The 18,262-nt window shown below is 53.1% G+C and carries 18 protein-coding genes; 15 read left to right on the forward strand and 3 right to left on the reverse strand.

Annotated features, from left to right (window positions below; all coding sequences use genetic code 11):
• Positions 1-2 precede the first annotated feature (2 nt).
• Together rbsD and kup are read right to left on the reverse strand one after the other, a co-directional pair.
• Positions 3-422, reverse strand: a complete 420-nt coding sequence (rbsD, locus tag QMG90_RS21905; protein ID WP_283281943.1) for a D-ribose pyranase — start codon at positions 420-422, stop codon at positions 3-5.
• Positions 423-608: 186 nt separating this feature from the next.
• Complete coding sequence (gene kup / locus QMG90_RS21910) at positions 609-2,480, reverse strand: low affinity potassium transporter Kup (RefSeq protein ID WP_283281944.1); 1,872 nt, start codon at positions 2,478-2,480, stop codon at positions 609-611.
• Positions 2,481-2,702: 222 nt separating this feature from the next.
• Here kup and ravA point away from each other — a divergent pair, with 222 nt between their 5' ends.
• Both ravA and viaA read left to right on the forward strand, forming a co-directional pair.
• Positions 2,703-4,202: an ATPase RavA gene (gene ravA / locus QMG90_RS21915; protein ID WP_283281945.1), complete on the forward strand. Its 1,500-nt coding sequence runs from the start codon at positions 2,703-2,705 to the stop codon at positions 4,200-4,202.
• Complete coding sequence (gene viaA, locus QMG90_RS21920) at positions 4,196-5,647, forward strand: ATPase RavA stimulator ViaA (RefSeq protein WP_283281946.1); 1,452 nt, start codon at positions 4,196-4,198, stop codon at positions 5,645-5,647. Before ravA ends, viaA begins: the two co-directional genes overlap by 7 nt.
• Positions 5,648-5,656: 9 nt before the next feature.
• Here the strand turns inward: viaA and asnA are convergent, their stop codons facing one another.
• Complete coding sequence (asnA, locus tag QMG90_RS21925) at positions 5,657-6,649, reverse strand: aspartate--ammonia ligase (RefSeq protein WP_283281948.1); 993 nt, start codon at positions 6,647-6,649, stop codon at positions 5,657-5,659.
• A gap of 151 nt (positions 6,650-6,800) precedes the next feature.
• Here asnA and asnC point away from each other — a divergent pair, with 151 nt between their 5' ends.
• The 13 genes from asnC (at position 6,801) to QMG90_RS21990 (ending at position 18,255) form a co-directional block, all read left to right on the forward strand.
• Entirely contained in the window at positions 6,801-7,259 is a 459-nt protein-coding gene (gene asnC, locus QMG90_RS21930; protein WP_283281949.1) for a transcriptional regulator AsnC, read from the forward strand.
• A gap of 90 nt (positions 7,260-7,349) precedes the next feature.
• Positions 7,350-7,793, forward strand: a complete 444-nt coding sequence (mioC, locus tag QMG90_RS21935) for an FMN-binding protein MioC (RefSeq protein WP_283281950.1) — start codon at positions 7,350-7,352, stop codon at positions 7,791-7,793.
• Between the two features lie 380 nt (positions 7,794-8,173).
• Positions 8,174-10,063 carry a tRNA uridine-5-carboxymethylaminomethyl(34) synthesis enzyme MnmG gene (gene mnmG, locus QMG90_RS21940; protein WP_283281951.1) on the forward strand — a complete coding sequence of 630 codons (1,890 nt, stop codon included), beginning with the start codon at positions 8,174-8,176 and terminating at the stop codon, positions 10,061-10,063.
• Positions 10,064-10,131: 68 nt separating this feature from the next.
• Positions 10,132-10,755, forward strand: a complete 624-nt coding sequence (rsmG, locus tag QMG90_RS21945) for a 16S rRNA (guanine(527)-N(7))-methyltransferase RsmG (RefSeq protein WP_283281952.1) — start codon at positions 10,132-10,134, stop codon at positions 10,753-10,755.
• A 614-nt stretch (positions 10,756-11,369) separates the two neighbouring features.
• Positions 11,370-11,750 (forward strand): F0F1 ATP synthase subunit I, encoded by a 381-nt coding sequence (gene atpI / locus QMG90_RS21950; protein WP_283281953.1) that lies wholly within the window; start codon positions 11,370-11,372, stop codon positions 11,748-11,750.
• An 8-nt stretch (positions 11,751-11,758) separates the two neighbouring features.
• Positions 11,759-12,574 carry a F0F1 ATP synthase subunit A gene (atpB, locus tag QMG90_RS21955; protein ID WP_038161329.1) on the forward strand — a complete coding sequence of 272 codons (816 nt, stop codon included), beginning with the start codon at positions 11,759-11,761 and terminating at the stop codon, positions 12,572-12,574.
• 48 nt (positions 12,575-12,622) lie between these two features.
• Positions 12,623-12,862: a F0F1 ATP synthase subunit C gene (gene atpE, locus QMG90_RS21960; protein WP_000429386.1), complete on the forward strand. Its 240-nt coding sequence runs from the start codon at positions 12,623-12,625 to the stop codon at positions 12,860-12,862.
• Positions 12,863-12,919: 57 nt separating this feature from the next.
• Complete coding sequence (gene atpF / locus QMG90_RS21965) at positions 12,920-13,390, forward strand: F0F1 ATP synthase subunit B (RefSeq protein WP_038161321.1); 471 nt, start codon at positions 12,920-12,922, stop codon at positions 13,388-13,390.
• A gap of 14 nt (positions 13,391-13,404) precedes the next feature.
• On the forward strand, positions 13,405-13,938 hold the full coding sequence (atpH, locus tag QMG90_RS21970; RefSeq protein ID WP_283281954.1) for a F0F1 ATP synthase subunit delta: 534 nt from the start codon (positions 13,405-13,407) through the stop codon (positions 13,936-13,938).
• Between the two features lie 12 nt (positions 13,939-13,950).
• The gene (atpA, locus tag QMG90_RS21975) at positions 13,951-15,492 is read left to right on the forward strand and encodes a F0F1 ATP synthase subunit alpha (protein ID WP_038161316.1); all 1,542 of its coding nucleotides are present in this window, start codon (positions 13,951-13,953) and stop codon (positions 15,490-15,492) included.
• A 50-nt stretch (positions 15,493-15,542) separates the two neighbouring features.
• Positions 15,543-16,406, forward strand: coding sequence for a F0F1 ATP synthase subunit gamma (gene atpG / locus QMG90_RS21980; RefSeq protein WP_283281955.1), 864 nt, complete (start codon positions 15,543-15,545; stop codon positions 16,404-16,406).
• Between the two features lie 26 nt (positions 16,407-16,432).
• The gene (atpD, locus tag QMG90_RS21985) at positions 16,433-17,815 is read left to right on the forward strand and encodes a F0F1 ATP synthase subunit beta (RefSeq protein ID WP_283281957.1); all 1,383 of its coding nucleotides are present in this window, start codon (positions 16,433-16,435) and stop codon (positions 17,813-17,815) included.
• A 20-nt stretch (positions 17,816-17,835) separates the two neighbouring features.
• A complete protein-coding gene (locus tag QMG90_RS21990) occupies positions 17,836-18,255 on the forward strand; it encodes a F0F1 ATP synthase subunit epsilon (RefSeq protein WP_038161310.1) in 420 nt (139 codons plus the stop codon).
• The last annotated feature ends 7 nt before the right edge of the window (positions 18,256-18,262 follow it).

An 18,262-nucleotide genomic window follows, 5' to 3' on the forward strand; every position in this document is an offset into this window, starting at 1 on the left:
CCTCAGAACGTGACGCCAGCACAAAGAATAATATTCGCATACGGGGAGCATTCCCCGCTGCGAATGACCGCCTGACTTAGCGCGGTTTGTTGTTTGAACTGTTCATGGGTGGTGTAACGAATTTCAATGGTGTTTCCCTGGTGTTGCTGCAGTCGCTCGATGTGTTTGAGCAACGTTTCGTGGAGTTGCGGATTATGCTGTTTAATCTCTTCCGCCAGAATGGCTTTCTCTACCTGCATCTCCGTAGTGACCACGTCCAGAACCTGCATAAATGAAGGTACGCCGTGGGTAAGTGCCATATCGATGCGTTCGGCGCTGTGTGGGATTGGCAAGCCTGCATCACACACCACTAACGTATCAGTATGCCCAAGACGGGAAATGACCGAGGAGATCTCAGCGTTAAGAACGATACCTTTCTTCATTTTTTTACTCCACTAGCGAAACGTTTCGCTGGTGATAGTTTTAGCGTACTGACGCTCAGAAAACCATCATTACGTTATAGAAATGTGATCGGCATCGAAACGTTTCGCAAAGTGAAATTCGAGGGGGTTCAATCGCGGTTTCAGGCTGCCGGGCAGGCGAAGCGCCGCCCGGCAGAAAGACGCGCGTTAAATCTCGACTTGTGTGCCGAGTTCGATAACGCGGTTAGGTGGAATTTCAAACTGATCCGGTGCGCGCAGGGCGTTGCGTTGCAACAGAAGATAGAGCTTACCGCGCAGCCGCAGATACCACGGCCGGTCATCGCCGAGGATCAACGACTCATGCGACATAAAGAACGACGTTTCCATCATCCGGCAACTGAGCCCTTCCAGACCACAGCGGTGGAAAACCTCTTCCACGTTCGGCGTTTCACGCCAGCCGTAACTGGCCACCACCCGCCAGAATGACGGCGACAATTGTTCTATCTGCACACGACGCACGTTGTGGACATACGGCGCATCTTCGGTCCGCAACGTCAGCAGGATCACACGTTCATGCAGCACCTTGTTGTGTTTCAGGTTATGCAACATCGCAAAAGGGATCACGTTCAGCGCGCGGGACATATAGACCGCGGTACCTGGCACACGCACTGGCGGTGATTTCTCCAGCGAGGCGATCATCGCTTCCAGAGAATTACCGTGCTCATGCATGCGACGCAGCAAACGGAAGCGCTCGCTTTTCCAGGTGGTCATCACCAGGAACATCACGATACCCAGGCTTAACGGCAGCCAGCCGCCGGAGAGCAGTTTATCCAGGTTCGCGGAGAACAGTGGCACATCGACAAACAGGAACGACAACAGGATCAGCCCCACCAGGTATTTATTCCAGTTCCAGTTTTTCCGCGCCACAGTAGCAGAAAGAATGGAGGTCAGAACCATCGTACCGGTCACCGCAATGCCGTAAGCCGCTGCCAGATTGCTCGAATGTTCAAAGCTGACGATGACCAGCACCACAGCAAAATAGAGCAGCCAGTTGATGAACGGAATGTAGATCTGGCCGGATTCCATTTCCGAGGTGTGAATAATACGCATCGGCGACAGATAGCCGAGACGTACCGCCTGACGGGTCAACGAAAAGACGCCGGAAATCACTGCCTGTGACGCAATCACTGTTGCCAGGGTGGCAATGATCAGCATTGGCACCAGCGCCCATTCAGGGGCCAGCAGGAAGAACGGGTTTTTAATCGCTTCAGGATGCTCCAGCAACAGCGCGCCCTGACCAAAATAGTTCAGCACCAGCGATGGCAACACCACCGTAAACCAGGCCACGCGAATTGGCAGTTTGCCGAAATGGCCCATATCCGCATACAGCGCCTCGACACCCGTGATGGCCAGCACCACCGCGCCCAGCGCTACGAAAGAAACCGCTTTAAATTCAAGGAAAAAATGCACCGCCCAGTAAGGGTTCAGCGCATGCAGCACATCCGGGTTAGCAATAATGCTTCGCAACCCCAGCACCGCCAGCAGCAGGAACCAGATCAGCATAATCGGAGCAAACAGTTTGCCGACCATACCGGTGCCATGCTTTTGGATCACAAAGAGTAAGGTGAGGACGATGATAGAAATGGGGACTATCCAGGAATCCAGTTGCGGCGCAATGATCTCCAGCCCCTCGATAGCGGACATCACCGAAATCGCCGGGGTGATCACCACCTCGCCATAAAAAAAGCTGCCGCCTATCAGGCCAAGGATCACCAGCACTGACGTGGTTCTTGCCGACGTGTTGCGCCCGGCCAGCGACATCAGCGTCAGGATACCACCTTCACCGGCGTTATCCGCGCGCATCACAAAGGTGATGTACTTGATGGAGACCGTAAAAATCAGCAGCCAGAAAATCAGTGACAGAAACCCAAATACCGCATCACGTTCTACGCCAAAACCGAACTGCCCGGACAGACATTCACGAAGCGTATACAGCGGGCTGGTACCAATGTCACCGTACACCACGCCAATGGCTGCGAGCGTAATCGCAGGCAACGATTGCTTATTATCAGTACTCATAGACTCTTCTTTCGTTTATAAAACAAATGAGTGCCTGGTCCCTTGGCCCACAAAAAGGCGCACAGTATGCACGATTAATCGCAAAATCGTACCCCTAACTGAATTCATGTTAACCTGGCTCAAATAAAAAAAGCGCAGCGTCGGCACCGGGTACCACCGATAATCCTGAGCGGCTATACTCGCTCAATTAGCCGGTTTTCGGCGAAAGGACGCAAATCAATTATGGCTCAATCACATCTGTTGGCGGAAAGAATTTCCCGGCTAAGCGGAGCGCTGGAAAAAGGGCTCTATGAACGCAGCCACGCAATCCGCCTGTGCCTGCTGGCAGCGCTCAGCGGCGAGAGCGTTTTTCTGCTCGGTCCCCCTGGCATTGCCAAAAGCCTTATTGCCCGCCGCCTGAAGTTCGCTTTTCAGCATGCGCGCGCGTTTGAATATCTGATGACCCGTTTTTCCACGCCGGAAGAGGTGTTTGGCCCACTGTCCATTCAGGCGCTGAAGGACGAAGGCCGCTATGAACGCCTTACCGCCGGGTATCTGCCGGAAGCGGAAATCGTTTTTCTGGATGAGATCTGGAAAGCCGGCCCGGCCATTCTGAACACCCTGTTGACTGCCATCAACGAACGCAGTTTTCGTAACGGCGCCCACGAAGAAAAAATACCCATGCGTCTGCTGGTGGCGGCATCCAACGAATTGCCGGAAGCGGACAGCAGCCTGGAAGCGCTTTATGACCGTATGCTGATTCGCCTGTGGCTCGATAAAGTCCAGGAAAAGGGCAACTTCCGTTCGATGCTGGTCAGCCAGCAGGATGAAAGCGAAAACCCTGTTCCCGCCGGTTTACAGGTCACCGATGTAGAATTTGTGCAGTGGCAGAAAGCCATTGGTGACATTACGTTGACCGACAGCGTCTTCGAACTGATTTACCAGCTGCGCCAGCAGCTGGATGCGCTACCCGCCGCGCCATATGTTTCCGATCGGCGCTGGAAAAAAGCAATCCGTCTGCTGCAGGCCAGCGCCTTCTTCAGTGGACGCGACGCTATCGCGCCCATCGATCTTATCCTGTTGAAAGACTGCCTGTGGTATGACGCGGAAAGCATGAATCTGATGCAACAGCAGCTGGAAATATTGATGACCGGGCACGCCTGGCAACAGCAACTGATGCTGACGCGTCTCGGTGCAATTGTGCAGCAACGCATCCAGCTCCAGCAACAACAGAGTGATAAAACGGCGCTCAAAGTCACCCGCGTCGGCGGGATGTTCAGCCGTAAACCGCATTATGAACTGCCTGCCGATATCAAAGACAGCACGCTGATACTGCTGCTTCAGCAGCCGCTGAAACTGCATGACATCAACGTGGTTCATATTACCTTTGAGCGTGCGGTGCTGGAGTTGTGGCTTGAGAAAGGCGGCGAGATCCGCGGCAAGCTGAACGGGATTGGTTTTGCGCAGGTGATTAACCTTGAAGTCGACACCAGCCTGCATCTGGTGGTGCGCGACGTCAGCCTTCAGGGCTCACGCCTTGCGTTACCCGGCGCCGAATCGCAAGAAAACATGCCAGCGGAGATCAAACAGCAACTGGATGCGCTTGATGAAGCCTGGCACCAGCAACATAACCGCTTTAGCGAACAGCAGAAATGCCTGTTCATCCATCGCGACTGGTTAGGTCGCATTGAAGCCAGCCTGCAGGACGTCGGAGCGCAGATTAAACAGGCTCGTCAATGCTGACGCTGGATACGCTCAATGTGATGCTGGCAGTCAGTGAAGAGGGGTTAATCGATGAGATGATCCTCGCGCTGCTGGCATCACCGCAGTTGGCGCTCTTTTTTGAAAAATTCCCCCGACTGAAAAACGCGATCGCAAACGATCTCCCGCGCTGGCGCGACGCGCTAAAAAGCCGGTTAAAAGAGACCGATGTGCCGCCGGATCTGGCGGAAGAGGTGCTTTGTTATCAGCAGAGCCAGTTACTGTCGACGTCGCAATTTATCGTCGCGCTACCACAAACGCTGGCGCTACTGCAGAAACTCCAGTCACCGTTTGCCGCCCAGGCGCAACATCTGGTGGACAGCAACGCCACCTTCACGCCCGCACTGCATACCCTGTTTTTACAGCGCTGGCGGTTAAGTCTGGTCGTTCAGACCACCTCCCTGAATCAGCAACTGCTGGAAGAGGAGCGTGAGCAATTGCTGAGCGAAGTGCAGGAACGGATGACCTTAAGCGGTCAGCTTGAACCAGTGCTGGTGGAAAATGAAAACGCCGCCGGGCGTCTGTGGGACATGAGCGCCGGGCAGCTCAAACGCGGTGACTATCAGTTAATCGTGAAATACGGCGAGTTTCTGAGTCAGCAGCCCGAACTGATGCAGCTTGCCGAGCAACTCGGACGTTCGCGGGAGGCGAAATCCGTTCCCAAAAAAGACGCGCCGATGGAGACCTTTCGCACGCTGGTGCGCGAACCGGCTACCGTACCGGAGCAGGTCGACGGTCTGCAACGAAGCGACGATATTTTGCGGCTTTTACCGCCGGAGCTGGCCACGCTCGGTATTACCGAACTGGAGTATGAATTTTATCGCCGGCTGGTGGAAAAACAGCTGCTAACCTATCGCCTTCATGGCGATGCCTGGCGGGAAAAGATCAGCGAACGGCCGGTGGTTCATCAGGATGTGGAACAACAACCGCGCGGGCCGTTTATCGTCTGTGTGGACACATCAGGTTCGATGGGCGGCTTCAACGAACAATGTGCCAAGGCATTCTGTCTGGCGTTGATGCGCGTGGCGCTGGCGGATAACCGTCGCTGCTTTATTATGCTGTTCTCCAGCGAAGTGGTGCGTTACGAACTCTCCAGCCGTCAGGGACTCGAGCAGGCGATCCGCTTTTTAAGCCAGCGTTTTCGCGGCGGTACCGATATCGCCAGCTGTTTTCGCGCCATTATCGAAAGAATGCAGGAAGCAGCGTGGGCGGATGCCGATGCGGTGGTGATCTCCGATTTTATCGCCCAGCGACTGCCGGATAATGTGGTGAGTAAAGTGAAGGATCTGCAGCGTGTTCATCAGCACCGTTTTCACGCCGTGGCGATGTCCACACATGGAAAACCCGGCATCATGCGCATCTTCGATCATATCTGGCGCTTTGATACCGGGTTACGTAGCCGTCTGCTGCGTCGCTGGCGGCGTTAATCGTTACGCTTAAAGCAGCGCGCCGACGCTCTCACGAACCTGCTGCGGCCATACACCGCACTGCACCTGACCGATGTGCGGCAACTGGAGCAGCAGCATGGTGAGGCGAGACTGACCAATACCACCGCCGATCGTCTGCGGCATTTCGCCACGCAGCAGCGCCTGGTGCCATTCGAGTTTCAGGCGATCTTCATCTCCCGTCAGCGCCAGCTGGCGTTTCAGGGTTTCGGCATCCACACGGATCCCCATGGAAGAGAGCTCGAACGCATCTTCCAGCATCGGGTTCCATACCAGAATGTCACCATTCAGACCGGCAAACCCTTCGGATACCGGCGTGCTCCAGTCGTCATAATCCGGCGCGCGAACGTCGTGACGCTGACCATCGCTCAGCTTACCGCCGATGCCAATCAGGAAAACGGCGCCCAACTCTCTGGTAATCGCGCGCTCACGGCCTTTCGCGTCCAGACCCGGAAAACGGGAGAGCAGCTCCTGGCTGTGAACGAAGTGGATCTGTTCCGGCAGGAAAGGTTTCAGACCAAACTCTTTACTGACCGCGGCTTCAGTTTCTTTAATCCCCTGCCAGATGGCTTCCACGGTCGCTTTCAGCGTACCGGTGTGGCGTTCGCCATCGTTCATTACGCGTTCCCAGTCCCACTGATCCACATAAACAGAGTGGATCGGGGTCAGGCGGTCTTCGTCAGGACGAAGGGCTTTCATATGCGTGTACAGCCCTTCGCCCGCGCTGAAGTCATGTTGCCCCAGAGTTTGACGTTTCCATTTCGCCAGTGAATGAACCACTTCGAACTGGGCGTCTGGCAGTGTTTTCACTTTCACCTGCACCGCTTTTTCGCAACCAGACAAGTTATCCTGTGTCCCGTCGCCCACGCGGCTTAAGATCGGTGCCTGAACTTCGATCAGGCCAAGCTTTTCTTCCAGCTGACGGGAAAAATGGGATTTTACGAAACTGATCTGACGTTGTTTTGCGATATAAGCGGTTTTCATTTTTTTGACTCCTGCGTCCTGTTGCTATTGATTAAGCAACAAAAGTGGAGTGGAATTCAATAATCAACAAACAAAATTGGCTTATCACTTTTGATTCAATAAAATCGTGGGCTAAAATTGTCACAATCCTCAATCTTCATAAGAAAAACCTATGGAAAATTATCAGATCGACAATCTGGACCGCGGCATCCTTGAGGCGCTGATGGCCAATGCACGCACCGCTTACGCCGAACTGGCGAAACAGTTTGGGGTCAGCCCGGGGACCATCCACGTCCGGGTAGAAAAAATGAAGCAGGCCGGGATCATCATCGGCGCGCGTATCGATGTCAGTCCAAAACAGCTGGGATATGATGTCTGCTGCTTTATCGGCATCATTCTTAAAAGCGCGAAGGATTATCCGTCGGCGCTGGCGAAACTGGAAAGCCTGGATGAAGTCACCGAGGCGTATTACACCACCGGCCACTACAGTATCTTTATTAAGGTGATGTGCCGCTCGATCGACGCGCTCCAGCAGGTACTTATCAACAAGATCCAAACAATCGATGAAATTCAGTCCACGGAGACTCTGATCTCCCTGCAGAACCCGATAATGCGGACGATCCGCCCGTAACCACGCAAAATTAATCCCACATTTTCCACAGGTAGATCCCAGCTCGCACACAGCGTACAATACGCCACTCTGTATTAAGGAGTGGCGATCATGGCGGACATTACGCTTATCAGCGGCAGCACGCTGGGTGGTGCGGAATATGTAGCGGAACATCTGGCGGAAAAGCTGGAGGACGCGGGTTTTTCAACCGAAACGCTGCATGGCCCTCTGCTGGAGGATCTGACCCCCAACGGTCTCTGGCTGTTGATCAGCTCCACGCACGGCGCCGGAGATATTCCGGACAACCTGCAACCGTTCTATGACGATATCCAGGAGAAGAAGCCTGATTTGTCTGGCGTGCGTTTTGGCGCGATCGGCATCGGTAGCCGTGAATATGACACCTTCTGCGGTGCCATCGACAAACTTGATGCTCTGCTTCTGTCTTGCGGTGCGAAACAGGTTGGCGAAACGCTGAAGATCAACATCCTTGAACACGACATTCCTGAAGATCCGGCTGAAGAATGGACAGGATCCTGGATAAATTTGATCAAATAGATGAACAGATCGTGCGATCTTATGTGGATAACTCTGGTTAAAAGCTTGGATCAACCGGTAGTTATCCAAAGTATAAGGTTTGGTTAGTTTTCACCCTGTGTATAACCCTTCATTTTGATCCCAGCTTATACGGGTCAGGATCACCGATCATTCACAGCGAATGATCCTTTGTAATGTATTGATCCTGAACGTCGGATCCGACTTATCCACAAAGGACGTCGATCCTAATAAGAGATCACAATAGAACAGATCTCTAAATAAAAAGATCTTCTTTTTAATACCCAGGATCCCAGTGCTTTCTCCATCGACTAAAGTTGAGTAGAATCCACGGCCCGGGCACCAATCCATTTTCAAACCGCGACACCGCGAGGCAGGAAACCATGTTTTATCAGGATCCTTTTGACGTCATTATCATTGGCGGGGGTCATGCAGGCACTGAGGCCGCGATGGCCGCAGCGCGTATGGGTCAACAGACTCTGCTTTTGACACACAATATCGATACGCTGGGGCAAATGAGCTGTAACCCGGCGATCGGCGGTATTGGAAAAGGACATCTGGTAAAAGAAGTGGACGCCCTCGGTGGCCTGATGGCAAAAGCCATCGATCAGGCAGGTATTCAGTTCAGGATACTAAACGCCAGCAAAGGCCCGGCAGTTCGCGCGACTCGCGCCCAGGCTGACCGCGTGCTGTACCGTCAGGCGGTGCGTACGGCACTGGAAAACCAACCGAATCTGATGATCTTCCAGCAGGCGGTTGAAGATCTGATCGTCGAAAATGATCGTGTCGTCGGCGCTGTCACCCAGATGGGGCTGAAGTTCCGCGCCAGAGCGGTGGTTTTGACCGTCGGCACCTTCCTTGATGGCAAAATTCATATCGGTCTGGATAACTACAGCGGTGGTCGCGCGGGAGATCCGCCGTCAATTTCACTTTCACGCCGTCTGCGTGAACTGCCGTTGCGGGTAAACCGCCTGAAAACCGGGACCCCGCCGCGTATCGATGCCCGCACCATCGATTTCAGCGTTCTTGCTCAGCAGCATGGCGACAATCCGATGCCAGTCTTCTCGTTCATGGGGTCGGCGGATCAACACCCGCGCCAGGTGCCGTGCTACATCACGCACACCAATGAGAAAACGCACGACGTGATCCGCAATAACCTCGATCGCAGCCCAATGTATGCTGGAGTGATCGAAGGGATCGGTCCGCGTTACTGTCCGTCGATCGAAGATAAAGTGATGCGCTTTGCCGATCGCAACCAGCATCAGATCTTCCTCGAGCCGGAAGGGTTGACCTCAAACGAAATTTACCCAAACGGGATCTCCACCAGCCTGCCGTTTGATGTGCAGATGCAGATTGTCCGTTCGATGCAGGGAATGGAAAACGCGCGCATTGTGCGCCCGGGTTACGCCATCGAGTACGATTTCTTCGATCCGCGCGACCTGAAACCAACGCTGGAAAGCAAATTTATCGAGGGTCTGTTCTTTGCCGGGCAGATCAACGGCACCACTGGTTACGAAGAAGCCGCTGCGCAGGGTCTGCTTGCCGGTCTCAACGCTGCCCGCTTCTCTGCCGAAAAAGAGGGCTGGGCGCCGGGCCGTTCGCAGGCTTACCTGGGGGTGCTGGTGGACGATCTTTGCACGCTGGGCACCAAAGAACCGTACCGCATGTTTACCTCACGCGCGGAATACCGCCTGATGTTGCGCGAAGACAACGCCGATCTGCGTCTGACCGAAATGGGTCGCGAACTGGGTCTGGTGGATGATGACCGTTGGGGGCGTTTCAATGAGAAACTGGAACGTATCGAACGCGAACGTCAGCGCCTGAAAACCACCTGGGTCAATCCGTCTGCGGAATCTGCCGCCGAAGTGAATGCTCACATTACAGCGCCGCTCTCCCGTGAAGCCAGCGGGGAAGATCTGCTGCGTCGCCCGGAAATGACCTACGATCAACTGGTGCAGTTGTCGCCGTTTGCCCCGGGGCTGGATGACGTTCAGGCCGCAGAGCAGGTTGAGATTCAGGTGAAATACGAAGGCTACATCGCTCGCCAGCAGGATGAGATCGAAAAACAGCAGCGCAACGAAAACACGCTGCTGCCGGTCACGCTTGATTATCGCCAGGTGAGCGGGCTGTCTAACGAAGTGATCGCCAAACTCAACGACCACAAACCTGCTTCGATCGGACAGGCGTCACGAATTTCAGGTATAACCCCCGCAGCCATCTCGATCCTGCTGGTATGGCTGAAAAAACAAGGTATGCTGCGCCGTAGCGCCTGATCATTCTATTTTTCCCGGCAGCGTTACGTCTGCCGGGTTTCTGAATTCTGTTTTAACAGGTAATCACCGTGCTAAAAAAACTCTCTCGTCTGCTCGATGAAGCAGGCATTTCGTTGTCCGATCACCAGCAACAGCAGCTGGTGGCCTACGTCGAACTGCTCAACAAATGGAACAAAGCGTACAACCTGACTTCCGTACGCGATCCGAACGAGATGCTGGTGCGTCATATCCTCGACAGTGTTGTCGTGGCACCGCACCTGCAGGGTTCGCGTTTTATCGATGTCGGTACCGGGCCTGGTTTACCGGGCATTCCGCTGGCTATCGTGTTGCCAGACGCTCATTTCACGTTGCTGGACAGCCTTGGCAAACGCGTGCGTTTTCTGCGCCAGGTGCAGCACGAACTGAAGCTGGACAATGTGGCGCCAGTGCAAAGCCGTGTGGAAGCATTTCCGGCAGAGCCGCCATTCGACGGTGTCATTAGCCGTGCTTTTGCATCACTGAACGATATGGTGAGCTGGTGCCAGCATTTACCGGCGCCGTCAGGGCGTTTTTATGCGTTGAAAGGTCACGTTCCGGACGATGAAATCTCCCAGTTACCAGCAGGTTTTGCTGTTGAAAATATCATCAAGTTGCAGGTGCCTGCGCTGGATGGCGAGCGTCATCTTGTGCTGTTAAAACATAACAAAATTTAATTTTTATCAAAAAAATTAGAAAAATTGCGTCCACCGTGATGTTAACAAATGAGGGGCAAAGCGGTGGAACATCCGGTTACATTTAACCACTCATTTACTATGTGTTTTCTTGCTCATAACGACATGTTATTTGGTACCAAAGAAAATAGTTACAGATGAAAATATCAGGCTGCTAAAAATGCGTGCTATGAACGACCTGTGACTGTTAATTAGTTATTAAAAATGTCAATTGTTGGTTTTTAATCTGTATATGGCTTTTTTGAAAACAGTTGTTCAATTTTAGCTTAGATTTCAAACGGATGAATAAAGCTACTTTTCGTACAGTTTTATTTCGATGAAAACAGTAATTTTTATTATGTGATCTGTGCCACGCTTTATTACCAGTGATTTCGCGTTATTTGCAGATTTGTCTGATCGTTCACAGTTTGGTGAAATCATGGAAAATAGCCCGGCAGAAAAATGTTTAAACATTTATTCACCTTTTAGCTACTTATTGTTTGAAATCACCGGTACGCACCGTATAATTTGTCCGCTTTTTGATGCTTGACTCGAAGTCTCAAAGGACGTTTTATACGACACGCGGCATACCTCGTAAGGAGCAGGAGTAGAACGTGATGTCTGTGTCGCTCGTAAATCGAAACGTCGCTCGTAGGCTTCTGTTCATTCAGCTTATGGCAGTAATGGCAAGTGGATTGCTGTTTTGCCTCAAAGACCCCTTCTGGGGCATTTCCGCCCTGTGTGGCGGTATGGCAGTATTACTGCCTAACGTGTTGTTCATGATTTTTGCCTGGCGTCACCAGGCGCATACACCTGCTAAGGGACGCGTGTCCTGGACATTTGCCTTTGGTGAGGCGTTCAAGGTGTTAGCGATGCTGGCTTTGCTGGTGGTGGCGTTGGCGGTTTTTAAGGCGGTTTTTTTGCCGCTCATCGTTACGTGGGTTTTGGTGCTGGTGGTTCAGATACTGGCACCCGCTGTAATTAACAACAAAGGGTAAAAGGCATCATGGCTTCTGAAAATATGACGCCGCAGGATTACATAGGTCACCATCTGAACAACCTTCAGATTGACTTGCGTACATTCTCGCTGGTGGATCCGCATAACCCCCCAGCCACCTTCTGGACGCTCAATATTGACTCCATGTTTTTCTCGGTGGTTCTGGGTCTGTTGTTCCTGGCGATGTTCCGCAGCGTGGCCAAAAAGGCGACCAGTGGCGTCCCGGGTAAATTCCAGACCGCAATTGAGATGGTCATCGGCTTTGTGCATGGCAGCGTCAAAGACATGTACCATGGCAAGAGCAAACTCATTGCACCACTGGCCCTGACGGTTTTCGTCTGGGTATTCCTGATGAACCTGATGGATCTGCTGCCTATCGATATGATTCCATACATCGGTGAGCATGTGCTGGGTCTGCCTGCGCTGCGCGTCGTTCCGTCGGCTGACGTGAACATCACTCTGTCTATGGCGCTGGGCGTATTTATCCTGATTCTGTTCTACAGCATCAAAATGAAAGGCGTGGGCGGGTTCGTAAAAGAACTGACGCTCCAGCCGTTCAATCACTGGGCATTCATCCCTGTCAACTTAATCCTTGAAGGTGTTAGCTTGCTGTCCAAACCGGTTTCACTCGGTCTGCGACTGTTCGGTAACATGTATGCGGGTGAGCTGATTTTCATTCTGATAGCGGGTCTGTTGCCGTGGTGGTCACAGTGGATCCTTAATGTGCCGTGGGCCATTTTCCACATCCTGATCATCACACTGCAAGCCTTTATCTTCATGGTTCTGACGATCGTCTATCTGTCGATGGCGTCTGAAGAGCATTGATTTTTAACAACACTACTACGTTTTAATTGAAACAAACTGGAGACTGTCATGGAAAACCTGAATATGGATCTGCTGTACATGGCTGCCGCTGTGATGATGGGTCTGGCGGCAATCGGTGCTGCGATCGGTATCGGCATCCTCGGGGGCAAATTCCTGGAAGGCGCAGCGCGTCAGCCGGATCTGATTCCTCTGCTGCGTACTCAGTTCTTTATCGTTATGGGTCTGGTGGACGCAATCCCGATGATCGCTGTAGGTCTGGGTCTGTACGTGATGTTTGCTGTCGCGTAGTAAGTTGTACGGGATAACCCTAATCCACAGTCGTAAAATTTTAAGAGGTATTGTGCTGTGAACATGAACGCAACAATCCTCGGCCAGGCCATCGCGTTTGTTCTCTTTGTCTGGTTCTGCATGAAGTATGTATGGCCGCCGTTAATGGCTGCCATCGAAAAACGTCAAAAAGAAATTGCTGACGGCCTTGCTTCTGCAGAACGCGCTAAGAAAGATTTGGACCTTGCACAGGCCAACGCGACCGACCAGCTGAAAAAAGCGAAAGCGGAGTCCCAGGTGATCATCGAGCAAGCTAACAAGCGTCGTGCTCAGATCCTGGACGAAGCGAAAGCTGAAGCAGAACAGGAACGCACTAAAATCGTCGCACAGGCGCAGGCTGAAATTGAAGCCGAACGTAAACGTGCTCGCGAAGAACTGCGTAAGCAGGTCGCTATCCTGGCTGTTGCTGGCGCCGAGAAGATCATCGAACGTTCCGTGGATGAAGCTGCTAACAGCGACATCGTGGATAAACTTGTCGCTGAACTGTAAGGAGGGAGGGGCTGATGTCTGAATTTGTAACGGTAGCTCGCCCCTACGCCAAAGCAGCTTTTGACTTTGCCGTCGAACACCAGAACGTTGAACGCTGGCAGGACATGCTGGCGTTTGCCGCTGAAGTGACTAAGAACGAACAGATGGCGGAGCTTCTCTCTGGTGCCCTGGCGCCAGAAACGCTCGCTGAGTCGTTCATTGCCGTGTGTGGTGAGCAACTGGACGAAAACGGCCAGAACCTGATTCGGGTGATGGCGGAAAACGGTCGTCTCATCACGCTCCCGGATGTTCTTGAACAGTTTATTCACCTGCGCGCCGCCAGTGAGGCGATCGCTGAGGTTGAAGTCACTTCTGCCTCTGAGCTAAGTGAAGAGCAGCTTTCAAAGATCACCGGTGCGATGGAAAAACGTCTGTCACGCAAAGTTAAGCTGAATTGCAAAATCGATAAGTCTGTAATGGCAGGCGTTATCATCCGTTCGGGTGATATGGTCATTGATGGCAGCGTACGCGGCCGTCTTGAGCGCCTTGCAGACGTCTTGCAGTCTTAAGGGGACTGGAGCATGCAACTGAATTCCACCGAAATCAGCGAACTGATCAAGCAGCGCATTGCTCAGTTCAATGTTGTGAGTGAAGCTCACAACGAAGGTACTATTGTTTCTGTAAGTGACGGTGTTATCCGCATTCACGGCCTGGCCGATTGTATGCAGGGTGAAATGATTTCCCTGCCGGGAAACCGTTACGCTATCGCACTGAACCTCGAGCGTGACTCTGTAGGTGCGGTTGTGATGGGTCCGTACGCTGACCTCGCCGAAGGCATGAAGGTCAAATGTACTGGTCGTATTCTGGAAGTTCCGGTTGGCCGTGGCCTGCTGGGCCGTGTGGTTAACACCCTGGGTGCGCCAATCGATGGTAAAGGTCCGGTTGAGCACGATGGCTTCTCGCCAATCGAAGTTATCGCTCCGGGCGTTATCGACCGTCAGTCCGTCGATCAGCCGGTACAGACCGGTTATAAATCCGTTGACGCCATGATCCCAATCGGTCGTGGTCAGCGTGAACTGATCATCGGTGACCGTCAGACCGGTAAAACCGCGATGGCGATTGACGCCATCATCAACCAGCGTGACTCCGGCATCAAATGTGTGTACGTGGCTATCGGCCAGAAAGCGTCCACCATTTCTAACGTGGTTCGTAAACTGGAAGAGCACGGCGCGCTGTCCAACACCATCGTTGTGGTCGCGACCGCGTCTGAATCTGCTGCACTGCAATACCTGGCGCCATACGCCGGTTGTGCCATGGGCGAATACTTCCGTGACCGCGGTGAAGATGCGCTGATCGTTTACGATGACCTGTCTAAACAGGCTGTTGCTTACCGTCAGGTTTCCCTGCTGCTCCGTCGTCCGCCAGGACGTGAAGCCTTCCCGGGCGACGTATTTTACCTCCACTCCCGTCTGCTGGAACGCGCATCCCGCGTGAACGCGGAATACGTTGAGAACTTCACCAAAGGTGAAGTGAAAGGTAAAACCGGCTCCCTGACCGCACTGCCGATTATCGAAACTCAGGCGGGTGACGTTTCTGCGTTCGTTCCGACCAACGTAATTTCCATTACCGACGGTCAGATCTTCCTGGAAACCAACCTGTTTAACTCCGGTATTCGTCCTGCGGTTAACCCGGGTATCTCCGTATCCCGTGTGGGTGGTGCAGCGCAGACCAAGATCATCAAGAAACTGTCCGGTGGTATTCGTACCGCGCTGGCGCAGTATCGTGAACTGGCAGCGTTCTCTCAGTTTGCATCTGATCTGGATGAAGCAACCCGTAAACAGCTGAGCCACGGTCAGAAAGTGACCGAGCTGCTGAAACAGAAACAGTATGCCCCTATGTCTGTTGCACAACAGGGTGTGGTGCTGTTCGCAGCTGAACGCGGTTACCTCGAAGATGTGGAACTGGCGAAAATCGGTAGCTTCGAAGCCGCTCTGCTGGCTTACGTCGACCGTGATCACGCTCCGCTGATGCAAGAGATCAACCAGTCCGGTGGCTATAACGACGAAATCGAAGGCAAGCTGAAAGGCATCCTCGATTCCTTCAAAGCAACCCAGACCTGGTAACGTCCGGCGGCTTGTCTTAGGACAGGCCGCAAGGCATTGAGGAGAAGCTCATGGCCGGCGCAAAAGAGATACGTAGTAAGATCGCAAGCGTCCAGAACACGCAGAAGATCACTAAAGCGATGGAAATGGTCGCCGCTTCCAAAATGCGTAAATCGCAGGATCGCATGGCGGCCAGCCGTCCTTATGCAGATACCATGCGCAAAGTGATTGGTCACCTTGCGAACGGTAATCTGGAATATAAGCACCCTTACCTGGAAGAACGCGACGTTAAACGCGTGGGCTACCTGGTGGTGTCTACCGACCGTGGTCTGTGCGGCGGCTTGAACATTAACCTGTTCAAAAAGCTGTTGGCGGATATGAAAGCCTGGTCCGACAAAGGCGTTCAGAGCGATATCGCGATGATCGGCTCCAAGGGCGTGTCTTTCTTTAACTCCGTTGGTGGCAATATTGTCGCCCAGGTGACAGGCATGGGGGATAACCCGTCCCTGTCCGAACTGATCGGCCCGGTAAAAGTGATGTTGCAGGCCTATGATGAAGGCCGTCTGGACAGACTGTACATTGTCAGCAACAAATTTATTAACACCATGTCTCAGGCCCCGACCCTGACTCAGATGCTGCCGTTACCGGCATCAGAAGACGAAGAGTTGAAGCACAAAGCCTGGGATTACCTGTATGAACCTGATCCGAAACTGCTGCTGGATACCCTGCTGCGCCGTTACGTTGAATCTCAGGTTTATCAGGGCGTGGTAGAAAACCTGGCCAGCGAGCAGGCCGCACGTATGGTGGCGATGAAAGCCGCAACCGACAATGGCGGCAGCCTGATTAAAGAGCTGCAGTTGGTATACAACAAAGCTCGTCAGGCCAGCATTACTCAGGAACTCACCGAGATCGTCTCGGGGGCCGCCGCGGTATAACCAGGTTAATTCGTAGAGGATTCAAGATGGCTACTGGAAAAATTGTCCAGGTAATCGGCGCCGTAGTGGACGTCGAATTCCCTCAGGATGCCGTACCGCGCGTGTACGATGCTCTTGAGGTTATGAATGGTAGTGAGAGTCTGGTGCTGGAAGTTCAGCAGCAGCTCGGTGGTGGTATCGTACGTACTATCGCCATGGGTTCTTCCGACGGTCTGCGTCGTGGTCTGGAAGTTAAAGACCTTGAGCACCCGATCGAAGTCCCGGTAGGTAAAGCAACGCTGGGTCGTATCATGAACGTGCTGGGTCAGCCGATCGATATGAAAGGCGACATCGGCGAAGAAGAGCGTTGGGCTATCCACCGCGCAGCACCGTCCTATGAAGAGCTGTCCAGCTCTCAGGAACTGCTGGAAACTGGTATCAAAGTAATGGACCTGATCTGCCCGTTCGCGAAGGGGGGTAAAGTTGGTCTGTTCGGTGGTGCGGGTGTAGGTAAAACCGTAAACATGATGGAGCTGATTCGTAACATCGCGATCGAGCACTCCGGTTACTCTGTGTTTGCGGGCGTGGGTGAGCGTACTCGTGAGGGTAACGACTTCTACCACGAAATGACCGACTCCAACGTTCTGGATAAAGTATCCCTGGTTTATGGCCAGATGAACGAGCCGCCGGGAAACCGTCTGCGCGTTGCGCTGACCGGCCTGACCATGGCTGAGAAGTTCCGTGACGAAGGTCGTGACGTTCTGCTGTTCGTCGATAACATCTACCGTTATACCCTGGCCGGTACAGAAGTTTCCGCGCTGCTTGGTCGTATGCCTTCTGCGGTAGGTTATCAGCCGACGCTGGCGGAAGAGATGGGTGTTCTTCAGGAACGTATCACCTCCACCAAAACCGGTTCTATCACTTCCGTTCAGGCGGTATACGTACCTGCGGATGACCTGACTGACCCGTCACCAGCCACCACCTTTGCGCACCTTGACGCCACCGTGGTACTGAGCCGTCAGATCGCGTCTCTGGGTATCTACCCGGCCGTTGACCCGCTGGATTCCACCAGCCGTCAATTGGATCCGCTGGTGGTTGGTCAGGAGCACTACGACACAGCGCGTGGCGTACAGTCTATCCTGCAGCGTTACCAGGAACTGAAAGACATCATCGCCATCCTGGGTATGGATGAACTGTCTGAAGAAGATAAACTGGTCGTGGCACGTGCGCGTAAAATTCAGCGCTTCCTGTCGCAGCCGTTCTTCGTAGCAGAAGTCTTTACCGGTTCTCCGGGCAAATTCGTATCGCTGAAAGACACCATCCGTGGCTTTAAAGGCATCATGGAAGGCGAATACGATCACCTGCCGGAGCAGGCGTTCTATATGGTTGGCACCATCGAAGAAGCCGTCGAGAAAGCCAAAAAACTTTAACGCCTTAATCGGAGGGTGATATGGCAATGACTTACCACCTGGATGTCGTCAGCGCAGAGCAACAAATGTTCTCTGGTCTGGTCGAGAAAATCCAGGTAACGGGTAGCGAAGGTGAACTGGGTATTTACCCGGGTCACGCGCCGCTGCTCACCGCCATTAAGCCTGGTATGATCCGCATCGTTAAACAGCACGGTCATGAAGAGTTTATCTACCTGTCCGGCGGCATTCTTGAAGTGCAGCCTGGCACCGTGACCGTTCTGGCTGATACTGCAATTCGTGGCCAGGATCTCGATGAAGCGAGAGCCATGGAATCGAAGCGTAAGGCTGAAGAGCACATTAAGAGCTCGCACGGCGACGTGGATTACGCTCAGGCGTCTGCGGAACTGGCCAAAGCGATCGCCAAACTGCGCGTTATCGAGTTGACCAAAAAAGCGATGTAACACCGGC

It is taken from the genome of Trabulsiella odontotermitis, from assembly GCF_030053895.1.
In the GTDB taxonomy this organism is placed as follows: domain Bacteria; phylum Pseudomonadota; class Gammaproteobacteria; order Enterobacterales; family Enterobacteriaceae; genus Trabulsiella; species Trabulsiella odontotermitis_C.